12 protein-coding genes are annotated in these 14,053 nt (G+C 72.6%); 6 read left to right on the top strand and 6 right to left on the bottom strand.

Annotated features, from left to right (window positions below; genetic code table 11):
• Nucleotides 1–33: 33 nt before the first annotated feature.
• From ACZ60J_RS11770 to ACZ60J_RS11760, 3 genes are all read right to left on the bottom strand, one after another.
• Nucleotides 34–1,218: an MAB_1171c family putative transporter gene (locus tag ACZ60J_RS11770; RefSeq protein ID WP_469680939.1), complete on the bottom strand. Its 1,185-nt coding sequence runs from the start codon at nucleotides 1,216–1,218 to the stop codon at nucleotides 34–36.
• Nucleotides 1,215–1,772: a toxin-antitoxin system, toxin component gene (locus ACZ60J_RS11765; protein WP_469680937.1), complete on the bottom strand. Its 558-nt coding sequence runs from the start codon at nucleotides 1,770–1,772 to the stop codon at nucleotides 1,215–1,217. Before ACZ60J_RS11765 ends, ACZ60J_RS11770 begins: the two co-directional genes overlap by 4 nt.
• A 64-nt stretch (nucleotides 1,773–1,836) precedes the next feature.
• Nucleotides 1,837–2,505, bottom strand: coding sequence for a helix-turn-helix domain-containing protein (locus tag ACZ60J_RS11760; protein WP_469680935.1), 669 nt, complete (start codon nucleotides 2,503–2,505; stop codon nucleotides 1,837–1,839).
• A gap of 223 nt (nucleotides 2,506–2,728) precedes the next feature.
• Here ACZ60J_RS11760 and ACZ60J_RS11755 point away from each other — a divergent pair, with 223 nt between their 5' ends.
• From ACZ60J_RS11755 to ACZ60J_RS11740, 4 genes are all read left to right on the top strand, one after another.
• On the top strand, nucleotides 2,729–3,718 hold the full coding sequence (locus ACZ60J_RS11755) for a helix-turn-helix domain-containing protein (protein ID WP_469680933.1): 990 nt from the start codon (nucleotides 2,729–2,731) through the stop codon (nucleotides 3,716–3,718).
• Nucleotides 3,719–3,781: 63 nt separating this feature from the next.
• Entirely contained in the window at nucleotides 3,782–5,131 is a 1,350-nt protein-coding gene (locus ACZ60J_RS11750; RefSeq protein ID WP_469680931.1) for a 6-phospho-beta-glucosidase, read from the top strand.
• Nucleotides 5,132–5,225: 94 nt separating this feature from the next.
• Entirely contained in the window at nucleotides 5,226–7,304 is a 2,079-nt protein-coding gene (locus ACZ60J_RS11745) for an MDR family MFS transporter (RefSeq protein ID WP_469680929.1), read from the top strand.
• 83 nt (nucleotides 7,305–7,387) lie between these two features.
• Nucleotides 7,388–8,053, top strand: a complete 666-nt coding sequence (locus ACZ60J_RS11740; protein WP_469680927.1) for a GOLPH3/VPS74 family protein — start codon at nucleotides 7,388–7,390, stop codon at nucleotides 8,051–8,053.
• On the opposite strand, the gene ACZ60J_RS11735 is transcribed toward ACZ60J_RS11740, so the two are convergent.
• Nucleotides 8,050–8,601, bottom strand: a complete 552-nt coding sequence (locus ACZ60J_RS11735; protein WP_469680925.1) for an NUDIX domain-containing protein — start codon at nucleotides 8,599–8,601, stop codon at nucleotides 8,050–8,052. The genes ACZ60J_RS11740 and ACZ60J_RS11735 overlap by 4 nt on opposite strands.
• Before the next feature lie 207 nt (nucleotides 8,602–8,808).
• Here ACZ60J_RS11735 and ACZ60J_RS11730 point away from each other — a divergent pair, with 207 nt between their 5' ends.
• Nucleotides 8,809–10,200, top strand: coding sequence for an NAD(P)/FAD-dependent oxidoreductase (locus ACZ60J_RS11730; RefSeq protein WP_469680923.1), 1,392 nt, complete (start codon nucleotides 8,809–8,811; stop codon nucleotides 10,198–10,200).
• Nucleotides 10,201–10,304: 104 nt separating this feature from the next.
• Here the strand turns inward: ACZ60J_RS11730 and ACZ60J_RS11725 are convergent, their stop codons facing one another.
• The gene (locus tag ACZ60J_RS11725; RefSeq protein ID WP_469680921.1) at nucleotides 10,305–11,375 is read right to left on the bottom strand and encodes an ATP-dependent DNA ligase; all 1,071 of its coding nucleotides are present in this window, start codon (nucleotides 11,373–11,375) and stop codon (nucleotides 10,305–10,307) included.
• A 75-nt stretch (nucleotides 11,376–11,450) separates the two neighbouring features.
• Here ACZ60J_RS11725 and ligD point away from each other — a divergent pair, with 75 nt between their 5' ends.
• A complete protein-coding gene (gene ligD / locus ACZ60J_RS11720) occupies nucleotides 11,451–12,470 on the top strand; it encodes a non-homologous end-joining DNA ligase (RefSeq protein ID WP_469680919.1) in 1,020 nt (339 codons plus the stop codon).
• A gap of 9 nt (nucleotides 12,471–12,479) precedes the next feature.
• Here ligD and ACZ60J_RS11715 read toward each other — a convergent pair whose 3' ends face one another.
• Nucleotides 12,480–13,934, bottom strand: coding sequence for a S41 family peptidase (locus ACZ60J_RS11715; protein WP_469680917.1), 1,455 nt, complete (start codon nucleotides 13,932–13,934; stop codon nucleotides 12,480–12,482).
• Between the last annotated feature and the right edge of the window lie 119 nt (nucleotides 13,935–14,053).

The raw sequence follows: 14,053 nt of genomic DNA, 5'->3' as shown, positions 1-14,053 counted from the left end.
CCGGGCCGGCCGGAGCGGCCGGCCCGGACCGGTTCAGCTCCCCGACAGGGACGACTGCCGTCGGCATTCGGCCACCACGCGGGAGTTGCGCAGCGCGTGCGAGATCCGCACGAGGTCGCGGGGACCGTCGCCGGGCGGCGGGGCGACCTCGTCGCTGGCCCCGATGACCCGCCCCTCCGGGTCGGCCGCCCGGGCGCGCACGGCGGCCGCGACCATGGCCGCGTCGGCGACGGCCCGCGCGGTCTCCTCGTCGGCGCCGGCGGCGAGGGCCCGCGCGAGGGCGTCGTCCCGGTGGGACGGGTCGAAGTACGGGCCGAGGTGCAGGAAGCCGTCGTGGATGTCGGACTCGCGCTGGATCACGCGGATGTCGGCGGCGGACCACCAGGACATCTTGACCCCGGCCGGGGTCTCGGGCGCGGAGACCCGGAGCTCGTGCCACAGCGGGCCGAGCCGCCAGTAGGTGGACCAGTGTCCCCAGCTGTCCGAAAGGCGCTGGCAGAGCAGGGGCACGACGAAGCCGACCGCGCTGACGAGCGCGCCCACGGCGGCGAGCGGCGGGGCCACGAAGGTGCTCAGGTCGTCGAGCCGGGGGCCGAGCCCCACCCAGCGCCCGATGACGGCGCTCATCTTGGCGGCGTCGTAGCTGAGGTTGAGGACGTAACCGATGACGATGATCACCAGGCCGGTCCTGAGCCAGCCGCGCACTTGGAGGGACCAGCGCCAGCACATGGCGACCATCACGAAGGCGGCCACGTTGTGGGCGAGCAGGTAGAGGCCGATCATCTGCCCCATGTACGGGGAGTTGGCGTAGTACGTGTCGAAGTCCCGGAGCCGTTCGACCGGGGCGTCGCCGAGGAGGAAGAGCACCATCAGGGTCACGGTGACCGTGCCGTAGCCGAGGATCCACCGTCGTGAGATCCGCCGGGTCTGCTCGGGCGGTCCGCCGCGCCAGTTCACGATCAGCACCAGGCAGGACGCGCTGAAGGCGCTCATCAGGCAGTAGACGAGCGGGGCCGAGAAGTTGGTGACGCCGGTCCAGCGATTGACCGCCACGATGGTGGGCGGAGCGGCGAAGGTGAAGACCGCCGCGGCCAGGATGAGCAGGGCACAGACCGATCGCAGCAGCGGTTCACGCCAGTCGTGCCGTAGGGCCGGCAGCTTGAAGACGAGTGCGATCGCCAGGGCCGCGGCCGGAATGTAGTAGTCCTTGCCGTTCAACGGTCGTTCCTGTGCCCCCGGTATCCGAGCGATGCCTCGATGCGGCCCGCCAGTTGGTCACGCTGTGCGGGCGCCCGGTGGCTCGCCGATCCGGCCAGCCAGGTGCGGCACTTGCTGCCCAGCAGCAGACCGAAGGTTTCCGCCTCGGTCTCCTCCTGGACGTCGGCGCGGGTGCGCGCGGCGACGCGCCGCACGGTCTCGCCGATGTCGGCCTCGTCCGTCAGCAGCCGGGCGGCGACGGCGGCGCCGTCGACGTGGTGGCTGCAGTGGCCGGCCTTCATGTGCCACAGCTCGTGCCCGAGGATCACCAGTTGGTGGTCCGGCGCGGTGCGTTCCTCGATGACCACCAGATCGCGGTCCGCCATGTCGAGCCACAGGCCGCTGGCCGTTCCCGGCGGGAACGAGGCCATCCGGAATTCCACCGGGCGGCCGCGGTGCTTGCTCATGCCCTCGCAGAGGGCGGCGTAGAGGTCTACGGGCTCCACGGGTGCGGTCAGGCTGATGCCTGCCACCAGCTCCCCGCACAACCGCCGCTGCTCTCTGCCTATGCTCACCGTTCTCCCCGTCGGCGCGGATCCGGATCAGGACTCAAGGATCAGACCCAGACTTTCGACTGGGTCAGGATTCGTTCGGTTTGACGCTTTCGAGGAGCATGTCCAGCCATTCGGTCACCTTGTCCCGGTGCTTGTCGCTGGGCAGTTGGGCGGCTCTCCAGGCGATGCCCCGTACGCCGTGGTTCTGGAGAAGTCTTGCCAGCGGATCGCCCGTCGAAGCGGCCGGAGCGGGTGCGGTTTCCCTGGCGCGCCCCGCGAAGTCCTGGAGCAGCTGTTGTTCGGTGCGCTGGAGGGCGTCCGTGAGCGCGTCCGCGTCGTGGGCGGTGAGGAATCCGGCGTGCACCCCGAAGAAGCGCTGGATCGCGTCACAGTGTTCCATGGTGGGCCGCCGGTCGCCGTTGATCAGGGCGCCGGCCTGCTGGCGCGACATGGCGGCGCCGTCGGCGATCTCCTGCTGCGTGTAGCGGCGGCCGTTGGGCTTGACGCGGGTGCGCCGCAGGAGGTCGAGGCGCTGGAGGAACCGGGTCTGGAGATCGGGCTCGCCGGCGGGCCGGCCGTCCAGCAGGCTCCGCACCACGTCGGCCGGGACGCCCGAAGCCTCGGAGAGGCGGCGCAGGTCGAAGACCTGGTTCCGGTCGCGGCCCAGCTTGCCCGCGAGTTCTGCGACTCGCGTGACGGTGGCTGCCAGGAGCGTGTTGGCCACCGCGACGGGAGCCGGGAAGCCGTCTGTCACCAGTGGTTCTCCTAGATCGCGCGAGGTCGGGGTGCGGGCACGTGGTCGGCCTCTGGAATCTATCCGCTCTCGGTCCGTACGGCTAGAACGTGCCACATCTGTGGCGGGAACGAGCTGCCTGGAGGCTGGAATTGCCACAATAGTTGACACTCGAATGAAGTCGGTAGCAGGATCGCCACACGGAAATGAAGATCCAGACCGTAAGGAAGAGGGGGAGCTCTCGGTGGCACATCTCGCAGCGGTGGGCCCGTCCGATGGCCTCGCCCACATCGGTGGCGAGCGCCTCGCGGGCGAGGAGTCCGCACGCGGCGCCGTGCGGTCGGAGCGACGCAAGGAGATTTTGCGCCAGCGCCGGGAGGAACTAGGGCTGAGCCAGGAGGACCTGGCGGCGCGATTGCGCATCAGCGTGCGCGCCTACGGCAACTGGGAGCGCGGCCTGGTCAAGGAGTGGACGGACCGCAAGCTCCTCGCCCTGGCCGAAGCCCTGGAAATGAGCGAGCGCCAGTGCTTCTGGCTCTTCCGGATCATGGTCGACCGTGACCCGCCGCCCACCTGGCGCGCGGCCGAGGACAGCCGGCTGCCGGACGATCCGGCGCAGCGCGACTACCTGTGCGACTACGCGGCCCTCATGGAGGCCGTGCCCTACCCGAGTTTCCTCGTGGACCACCGCTGGGACGTGGCCCTGACCAACTCGGCCTTCGATCGGCTCTTCCAGTCGGTGCGCCCGCACCCGACCGCCCTGCCGGACGACAACTTCCTGCGCTTCGTGCTGTTCCACCCGGACGCCGCCGCCGTGCTCGAGGACCACGAACCGGCCTGGTGCGTACCGCTGCTGGCCCGGTTCGCGACCGCGCTGGCCGCCGCCCCCGAGGACGAGGGGCTGCGCAGCATCCGTCAGGAGGTGGCCCGTGACCCGTTCATGGAGGCCGCCTACCGGTACGGAGTGCCGCACTGGCTGACGACCCACGGGGCGGAGGCCGCCGAACAGGACGGCGCCGTGCGCACCGTGCGCCACCCGGACCCGGGCTGGGGCCTGGTGCGCTGCCGGATGGTGGCGGAATCCGGCCCGATGCTCGACGGGATGGGACTGACCCGGATGACGCTGATCCTCTCGGCGCCGCAGGGCCTGCCGACGGGTCCGCTGCCGGGCGGTCCGGGCGCGCAGCAGCACCGGCCGCCGCGGCTCAGGGCCGTGCCGTCGCCGGTGTACTGACCCGGCGGGGGAGACTGGTGCCACGAAGCGTGGCACCGGAGCACTGCGAAGGGCGGTAAGGGCGTGCGGCTGACGATCCTCGGCGGAGGCGGATTCCGGGTACCGCTCGTCTACGGAGCCCTGCTCGGCGATCGTGCCGAGGGCAGGGTCTCGCACGTCACCCTCTACGACGAGGACTCCGGCCGGCTCCGCGCCATGGCACGGGTGCTCGCGGACCAGGCCGCCGGGATCGCGGACGCCCCGGCCGTCACGGCCACCACCGATCTCGACGAGGCACTGCGCGGCGCCGACTTCGTGTTTTCGGCCATTCGCGTCGGAGGGCTGGAGGGGCGGGCCGCCGACGAGCGGATCGCCCTCGCCGAGGGAGTGCTGGGCCAGGAGACGGTGGGCGCGGGCGGTATCGCCTACGGCCTGCGGACGGTGCCGGTGGCCCGCGAGATCGCGCGCAGGGTGGCCCGTACCGCCCCCGACGCATGGGTCATCAACTTCACCAACCCCGCAGGGGTGGTCACGGAAGCCATGGCCGAGGAGCTCGGGGACCGGGTCATCGGGATCTGCGATTCGCCCGTCGGGCTCGGGCGGCGGATCGCCCGGCTGCTCGGCGCCCGGCCCGAGGACGCCTGGATCGACTACGTCGGCCTCAACCACCTCGGCTGGGTGCGCGGGCTGCGGATCGGCGGCCGGGACGAACTCCCGCGACTGCTGGCCGACGCCGCGGCGCTGGAATCCTTCGAGGAGGGCCGGCTGTTCGGGGCCGAGTGGCTGCGCTCGCTGGGCGCGATCCCGAACGAGTACCTGCACTACTACTACTTCAACCGTGACACCGTACGGGCCTACCAGGAGGCCGAGCAGACCCGCGGGGCCTTCCTGCGCGACCAGCAGCGCGGCTTCTACGCCGAGGCCGGGCGGCCGGATCCGGCGCCCGGAGCCGCGCTGGCCGCCTGGGACCGGACCAGGGCCGAGCGCGAAGCCACGTACATGTCCGAGAACCGCGAGGTCGCGGGCGTCGGCGCGCGCGAGGAGAGCGACCTGGAGTCGGGCGGGTACGAGAAGGTGGCCCTCGCCCTGATGCGCGCCATCGCCCGGGACGAGCGCGCCACCCTGATCCTGAACGTCCGCAACCGCGGGACCCTGTCCGTGCTCGACGCCGAGGCCGTCATCGAGGTCCCCTGCCTGGTCGACGCCAACGGGGCCCACCCGGTCGCCGTCGATCCGCTGCCGCTGCACGCGGTGGGCCTGGTGACCTCGGTCAAGGCCGCCGAGCGCGAGGTCCTCGCCGCGGCGGCGAGCGGATCGCGCGCGGACGCGGTCAAGGCCTTCGCACTGCATCCGCTGGTGGACTCGGTCGGGGTGGCCAGGCGGCTGGTGACCGGGTACGCGGCGGAGCATCCGGGGCTGGGCTACCTGCGCTGACCCCCCGTTCACCTGCACCGACGGCCCTCGGGCCCCTCCCCGGATGGGCTAACGCCGCATGCGGCCGGGCGGGGTCGCTGTGAGAGTGCGAGGTGTGACCACAGCCGAAGGTGCAGCCCCCGCCCCGTCCGCCGCGGCACCGCCCGTCCTGGACCGGCGCTCGCGCAACATCGTGTTCGGCACGATCATGCTCGGCGTGCTGCTGGCGGCCCTGGACCAGACGATCGTGGGCACGGCGCTGCCCACGATCGTGGCGGACCTCGGCGGCGGCGACCACATGTCCTGGGTCGTGACCTCGTACCTGCTCACCGAGACGGTCGCGACCGTGCTCGTCGGCAAGTTCGGCGACCTCTTCGGCCGGAAACTGGTCTTCCAGGTCTCCGCCATCGTCTTCATCACCGGGTCCTTCCTGTGCGGCCTCGCCAGTAACATGACCCTGCTCATCGTGTGGCGCGGCATCCAGGGCATCGGCGCCGGCGGGCTGATGGTCACAGCGATGGCCCTCATCGCCGATGTGGTCCCCCTGCGCGAACGCGGCAAGTACCAGGGCGCGATCGGCGCCGTCTTCGGCGTCGCCACGGTCATCGGACCCCTGCTCGGCGGACTCTTCACCGACCACCTGACCTGGCGCTGGGCGTTCTACGTCAACGTGCCGATCGCGATCCTGGTCGTGGTGGCCGCCGCGCGGACGATCCCCTCCGTGCGCGCCGTGGGCAAGCCGGTCATCGACTACCTGGGCATCGCCATGGTCGCCATCGGCGCGAGCGCGCTGATCCTGGCCACGAGCCTGGGCGGGAACGAGTACGCCTGGGGCTCGCCGCTCATCGTCGGGCTCTTCGCCGGCGGAGCCGTGGCACTGGCGCTGTTCTGCCTCGTGGAGATGCGCGCGGCGCAGCCGATGCTGCCGATGCGGCTGTTCCGCAACCCCGTCTTCTCGGTCTGCTCCGTCCTCAGCTTCGTCGTCGGCTTCGCGATGCTCGGCGCGATGACCTTCCTGCCCACGTACCTGCAGTACGTGGACGGGGACTCGGCCACCGTCTCGGGCGTACGGACGCTGCCGCTGGTCATCGGCCTGCTGATCGCATCGGTCTTCAGCGGCAACGTCACGAGCAAGACCGGGCACTACCGGATCTTCCCGATCGTGGGCTGCGCCGTGATGGGCGTCGGGCTCTACCTGCTGTCGCGGATGGGACCGGAGTCCAACGCCTGGCTGGAATCGCTGTACATGTTCGTCCTCGGCACCGGCATCGGCCTGTGCATGCAGGTGCTGACCATCGCCGTGCAGAACACCGTGGACTACGCCGACCTCGGCACCGCGACCTCGGGCGTCACCTTCTTCCGTACGCTCGGCAGCGCCTTCGGGACCGCCGTCTTCGGCACGATCTACGCCAACACCCTCAAGCCCGCGCTGGCGAAGGGCGTGGCGGAGGCCGCGCGCGCCACCGGCGAGGACCCGCAGAAGCTGGGCGTGGCGGCGCAGAGCCCGCAGGGCGTGCACGGTCTGGATCCGGCGGCGGCCGGGCCGGTCATCAACGCGTACGCGGACACCCTGCACACCGTGTTCCTGTGGACCGTGCCGGTGGCGGTGGTCGGATTCGTCGTCGCACTGTTCCTCAAGCAGGTCAAGCTGCGCGACAGCGCACGGGCCGGTTCCACGGACATGGGCGACGGCTTCGGCTCGCCCGCCACGGCCTCCGGAGACTCGGCGAAGCTGCTGGAACTGGCGGTCGGCAAGCTGGTGCGGAACATGGGGCCGGAGACGGCGCGCGGGATCGTGAACTCCTCGGACACCCGGCTGGACATGGCGGGCGCGTGGGCGGTGATGCAGGTGGACCTGATGACCCGCACCGTCGGCTACGCGAGCCTGGGCCTCATCGCCGCGCGCCGGCACCTGCCCCCGGAGGTGCTGCTGCCGGTCTTCGAGCGGATGGTGGACGAGGGCTACATGACGGGGCAGAACGGCTTCTACACCCAGACCCCGGCGGGCGAGCGGGAGGCGGGCGTCATCTCGGCCGCGTGGGCGAAGTGGCTCGGCGACCAGCTGGAGAAGGACCGCGGCCGGCCGCGCAGCGCGGAGCTGCGGGCCGCGGCGGACGCGATCGCCAAGCGCCTGCTGGCGGAGGACCTCGGGGACGGGAACTTCGCCCCGCGCGCGATGGCCGGGCGGCCGTAGGGCGGATCGGGGAACTCCCCGGCAGGTGTGGACGTCTGGTGGGGAAAGGGGTTCTACGGGTGCGGGGGTGCGGGGGTGCCGGGATGCGGATCACGCTGGCTGAAGAGATCATGCTGCTGTCGCTGGACGACGAGTCCGGGTCGGTCAAGAAGCGGCAGGCCGTGGGCTGGGCCGTGGCGGGGGCCCTCCTGCTCGAACTCGTGCTCGCGGAGCGGGTGCGGGTCACGGGCAAGCACATGGCGCTGGTGGACACCTCGCCCACGGGGGAGGAACTGCTCGACGGCCGGATCGAGGCCATACGGACCTGGATGCGCGGCCGGACCGAGCGCCGGGTGACCGAATGGCTGACGCGGGACCAGGCCAGGGTCGTCGGCCCGGTCGTGGAGCGGCTGTGCGGGCGCGGAGTGGTCGTGGAGGAGCGGCGCAAGGCCCTCGGCATGTTCCCGGTGCGCCGTTATCCGGAGGCCGACGGCGCCGTCGAGCGCGAACTGCGCGAGCGGCTCGCCGCGGCGCTCCTCAAGGGCGCGGAGCCGGACGAACGCACCGCGGGGCTCATCGCGGTGATCCACGCGGTCGGCCTGCACGCCCTGGCCTTCCCCGACATCCCGCGCAAGGAGGCCTCCGCGCGCACGGCGGAGATCGCCGACGGGCAGTGGGCCACCGCGAGCATCCGCACCGCGCTGCGCGACATGCAGATGGCGATGGCCGCGATCACCGTGGCCACGACGACGGCGGCGACGTTCGGCTAGGCGTGCGGCCGTGTCGGCGGGGGCGTCGGGGGCGTCGGGTAGTCGTACGAGGGCACGTGCGGGAGGGTCCGGGTGAGATCGGGCCGCCACGCGCGCAGCGCCGCCGCGGACGGGGCGTAGAGGGCTGCCGGGATCTCCTCCGGGGCGAACCAGGACCAGCGGGCGATGTTGTGGGGCTCGGTGACCGTGGCGGCGCCTTCGGCGGACGAGGCGACGGCCGCCGCCGTCAGCCGGGTCGGGCCGGCTCCGGTACCGGCACCGGCTCCGGCATCGGCATCGGCTTCCGTGTCGCCGGCGAGCATGATCGACACGATCCGGATGTCCTCGGGCGCGGCCCGCAGCGAGGTCTCCTCGGCGAGTTCGCGGGCTGCGGCCCGCTCGAAGGACTCCCCGGGGTCGACCTTGCCGCCGGGCAGTTCCCAGCGCCCGTCGTGGGCCTGGCCCAGCAGCACCCGGCCCTCGCGGCCGACCACGATCACGCCGACTCCGATGACGGCGTGGGCGCGCGGGACGGCGCGTCCGGTGGCTTCGCCGGATTCTGTGCTCATGCGTGTCCTTCGATGAATCGGTGGTTCGGTGTGCCGGGGCTGCGTGCGGGGCGGCCCGGCTGTGACCCTACGTCCCGTCCGACCGTGCGGGGTTTCGGCCGGGCGCCGTTCGCGCAGGCTTCCGGCGGTCCGATCGTCGTACGGCGCATCGGTTCGTCGACGCGCCGGTCGGCCGGTTCGCCGGTCCGACCGGCTCAAGGGGGCTCCATGGCGCACGTGCTGGTTGTCGGCGGGGGCATAGGAGGGCCGGCCACCGCGCTGCTCGCGGCGCGCCGCGGGCACACGGTCGAGCTCTTCGAACGCGATCCGCGCGCCCCCGGCACCGCGCTCGACCGGGACTTCTTCGGCTGGCACCGGACCACGGTGCCCCAGGCGAACCAGCCGCACGTGCTGCTCGGGGCCGCGCGGGGGGTGCTGCGCGAGGAACTGCCCGACGTCCACGCCGAGATGCTCCGGCTCGGAGCCCGGGAGCGGAACGAGCTGGACTGGTTCGAGGTACGCCCTCCCGCGCGGCCCGGCGACGAGGACCTGGTGATGCTCCAGGCCCGGCGGATCGTGCTGGAGAGCGCGCTCGCCACGGCGGTACGGGCCGAACCGGGGGTGATCGCGCGGTACGGGGAGCCGGTGACCGGGCTGATCGCGGAGGGGGCTCCTCCGTCCGGAGTCAGAGTGACGGGAGTGACCACGGGGGCGGGGGTCTACGCGGGCGACCTCGTCGTGGACGCGGGCGGCCGGCGCGGCGGCTCCGAGCGGTGGCTGGCGGCGATCGGCTGCCGGCCGGGCGTCGTGGAGCGGCACCGTACGGGCCTCGCCTACTTCTGCCGCTGGTACCGGCTGCCCGAGGGCCGCGAGGAGGGGCCGCGGCGCCCCTGGGCGGTGACGGGCGGCAGCTTCGCCGGGTGCGCGGTCTTCCCGGCCGACAACCGGCTGTTCGCCGTGACGCTGTTCGTGCACACCGCGGACCCCACGCGGTCCGCGCTGCGGGATCCGGCCGTGTTCGAGGCCGCCGCGCGGTCCTTCCCGCCCGGCGAGGCCTGGCTGGGACTGGGCGCCGAGCCGCTGTCCGGGGTACTGGCCACGGGCGGCCTGGACAACCGCTGGAGCGCCCTCGTCGACGAGACGGGGCCGGTGGTGAGCGGGTTCGTGCCGGTCGGAGACTCCGCCACCCATACCAATCCGACGCTCGGACAGGGGACTTCGCTCACCCTGTGGGCCGCGCGCAGGGTGGCCCGTACGGCGCACCAGGACCCGGGATCGGTGCGGTTCGCCGCCGAGTACCACGCGTGGGCGGTGCGCACCCTCAAGCCGTGGTTCGACTTCCAGGTGGTCGCGGACGGGGCCATCGGGGAGCGGTTCGCGACCCGCGCCGGGCGCGCGGGAACGGCCCGCGAGGTGGCCGCGCTGTTCGACTGCGCGCTGGAGGACCCGGAGGTGATGCGGGCGCGCGCGAGGGTCAGGCACCTGGCCGATCCGCCGGAGCGGGCGTACGCGGACCCGGAGATCCGCGCCCGGGTGGCGCGCTGGCTGGCGGCCCGCCCCGACTACGCACCGAACTCCGCCGGCCCGAGCCGGGCGGAGTGGGAGGAGCTGACGGCCTAGGCCGTCTCTTTCGGATCTTGTCGGCCGAGTCCGCGGTGTCGGCGGAGGGCGCCGCCGCCCCGGAGGCGGGAGCGGCCGGCGCGCCGTCGCCGGCCCCGCGGGTCTCAGGTCTGCTTCGTGCTCAGGACCTCGGCGAGGTCGTAGCCGACGACCTCCTCCAGCTGGGCGTACGTGCAGCCCTGCGGCTCCCGGTCCGGCCGCATGCGGCGGAACTGCGCGGTGTGCCGGAACCGGTCGCCCTCCATGTGGTCGTACGCCACCTCGCAGACCCACTCGGGGCGCAGCGGCACCCAGGAGAGGTCCTTCTTTCCGGTCCAGCGGCTCTGGGCCCCCGGCAGGCGGGCGGTCTCGTGGGCGGACTCCTCGGCCCATGCGGCCCAGGGGTGCCCCGCGGGATCGGGCATCCGGAGCGGTTCGAGCTCGTCGATCAGCTCGGCGCGCCGCTTCATCGGGAAGGCGGCGCAGACGCCCACGTGCTGGAGCGTGCCGTGGGCGTCGTACAGGCCCAGGAGCAGCGATCCGACAATCGGACCGCTCTTGTGGAAACGGAAACCCGCGATGACGACGTCGGCCGTACGCTCGTGCTTGATCTTGAACATGAGGCGGGCGTCGGGCCGGTAGGGGAGATCGAGGGGTTTGGCGACGACCCCGTCGAGTCCGGCGCCCTCGAACCGTTCGAACCACTCCCGTGCGAGCGCGGGGTCGGTGGTCGCGGGCGCGAGGTGTACGGGGGGCCGCGCGGTGGAGAGGATGCGGGTCAGGGCGGCGCGACGGTCGGCGAGCGGGGTGTCGAGGAGGGCCTCGTCGCCCAGCGCGAGCAGATCGAAGGCCACGAACGAGGCCGGGGTCGTCTCGGCGAGCAGTTTCACCCGGGAGGCGGCGGGATGGATCCGCTCGCTGAGCCGGTCGAAATCGAGGCGCGCGCCCTGGATGACGACGATCTCGCCGTCGACGACGCAGCGGTCGGGCAGATTCTCCTTCAGCGCCGCCACCAGTTCGGGAAAGTACCTGGTCAGGCTTTTGCCGGTGCGGCTGCCGAGCTCGATCTCGTCCCCGTCCCGGTGGACGATCGCGCGGAAGCCGTCCCACTTGGCCTCGTACTGCATGCCCGGCGGGATCGCCGACACGGATTTGGCGAGCATCGGCTTCACGGGTGGCATGACCGGCAGATCCATGTCTCCGATTCTGGGGCGGTACGCCCGGACCCGCTCGGTGTGCGGGGCCGCGCGGGTCCGCCTACCGTGGCGCACATGGGTGCAGCGGGCAAAGCGATCGAGCTGGAGGCGGGCGGCCGGGCCGTCCGGCTGTCCAGCCCGGACAAGGTGTACTTTCCCGAGCGCGGCCTCACCAAGGGGGACGTGGCCGCCTACTACCTCGCGGTCGCGGACGGCATCACCCGCGCCCTGCGCAACCGGCCCACGACCCTGGAGCGGTTCCCGGACGGGGTGGAGGGCGAGTCCTTCTTCCAGAAGCGGGCTCCGAAGAACCTGCCCGACTGGATCCCCACCGCGCACATCGCCTTCCCGAGCGGACGCACCGCCGACGAGATCTGCCCGACCGAGCCGGCCGCCGTCCTGTGGGCCGCCAACCTGGGCTGCCTCACCTTCCACCCCTGGCCGGTCCGGCGGGACGACACCGACCGTCCCGACGAGCTGCGCATCGACCTCGACCCGCAGCCGGGCACCGACTACCACCACGCGGTCGCGGTCGCGCACGAGCTGCGCGGGCTCCTGGAGGAGTTGGGTCTGCGCGGCTGGCCCAAGACCTCGGGCGGCCGCGGCCTGCACGTGTTCGTGCCGATCGCACCGCGCTGGACCTTCACGGAGGTCCGCAGGTGCGCCATCGCGATCGGCCGGGACCTGGAGCGCCGGATGCCAGGGAAGGTCACCACCGCCTGGTGGAAGGAGGAGCGCGGCGAGCGGATCTTCGTCGACTACAACCAGACGGCGCGCGACCGCACCATCGCCTCCGCGTACTCCATCCGCCCGCGTCCGCATGCGCCCGTCTCCGCGCCGCTGCGCTGGGACGAGCTGGACGAGGCGGAGCCGCGCGACTTCGACATCGTGACGATGCCGGCCCGGTTCGCGGAACTGGGCGATCTGCACGCCGACATGGACGAGCACGCCTTCGCGCTGGACGCCGCGCTGGAACTGGCCGACCGCCACGAACACGACCACGGCCTGGGCGACATGCCGTACCCGCCGGACTACCCGAAGATGCCGGGCGAGCCCAAGCGGGTCCAGCCGAGCCGCGCGAAGCACGAGGACTGACCGCGATTCCTAGTGCGCCCGGGCCCGGGGGAGGAGGCGCAGGGCGGCGGCGAAGGCGGAGTCGCGGTGTGTGTCGAACTCCTCCTGGGTGAAGACCGGTGTGGTGACGTGGACCGGGATGCCCGGACCGTCGAAGGTCTTCCCGGTGCGGGTCAGGAACTGCTCGTTGGGCAGCCCGAGTTCCCAGCCGTTGGGCAGGGTGCGGCCGAGCACGTCGGAGAAGACCCCCTGGGTCGATTCACCGATGCGCACCGTCCGGCCGGGGCGCTCCATGAGGGCCTGGGTGAAGGTCTCGCCCGCGCTCACCGTGGAGCCACTTGTGAGTACGGCGACCGGTCCGGTGTAGCGGGGGCCGCGCGCGGGCTGGACGTACAGGGGCTGCGGACGGGTGAACCGGGTCGCGTCCTCGGGGTCGTTGCGCACGCGCTTGGCGTAGGCGAGGTACGGGCGGTCCGTGAGCCGGGCGGCCAGGCGCAGGCCGAGCTCGTCGGAGCCGCCGCCGTTGATCCGGAGGTCGATGACCAGTCCGCGCAGGCGGGCGGTGCGCTCTGCGGTGAAGACGCTCTCCAGTACACGGTCGAGCTCGGCGCTGTCGGAGGCGAAGTCCCCGCTCTCGGTGTAGCTGCCGAAGCCGGAGAGGCGCAGGTAGCCGCGGCCGTCGGGCAGGTCGGCGTAGGAGATCCGGCCCTGGGCGAACTCCTGCGGAGCGCGTCCGCCGAGGTCCACCTCCTGGATGTACGTCTTGATGCGGGCGTCGAGTCCGGGGCTGGGTGTCACGGTGCCCGGGCGGCCCTCGGCGAAGAACCGGTCACCGCCGAAGAGGTGGACGTGCGCGTCGTGCAGAGGGGCGAGCATCTCCTCGAAGACGGCGAAGAGTTCGTCCTCGGTGGTGCCCGCGTGCACCCGGGGTCGGTGGCTCGCGCGCACGGCGTTCCAGTCGACGCCCTTGGCGGCGAAGAAGGGGTAGTTCTCCGCGAAGGTCTGCCAGAACACGTCGAAGGTGGCGACCGGGTCGGCGGCCGGGCCGGGCTGCTGGGCCTCTCGGCACCGCTCCGGCAGGGCGGCGAGCCGGCGGGTCGCGCGGTCGCCGACCGAGCCCTCGTAGCGCACCGCGCCGGGCCGCACGGTGAGGACGTCCCCGTCCTCGGTGGCGTAGCGGAGGGCGGTGGCACTCCCGCCGCCCGCGACCCGTACCGCGCTCGTGCCGGGCAGGCAGCTGATCCCGGTGACCTGGTACTCCTGGAGCCGCCCGGACTCCACGCGGAGCACGGTGCCGTAGCCGTCGAGCTGCCAGATTCCGACCGCCCCGGCGGCCGGGCCCTCCGGGGTGCCGGATGCGGCGCCGGGTGAGGCGGTGGCGGCCGCGGCGGGGCCGGCGGTGCTCGCCACGAGGGCGAGGAGCAGCGCCGCCGCGGCCGCGCGCGTCTGCGTCCGCCTCCGTGTCCGTGTGTGCGGAGTGGTCATCGTGTCGTCCCCGTTCGCCGTTCTGTGTTGGTCGAAGTTCCTCGACTCGGACCAGGATCCGGGGCGGCCGGGGTAGGGGGACATCCGGCGGCCCACCCGCCCCTGGTGGGGCTGTCCCC

This window comes from Streptomyces sp. NPDC104226, assembly GCF_055584085.1.
Note: the sequence above shows the minus strand (reverse complement) of the source record. Positions and strands in the feature narration are given on the sequence as shown.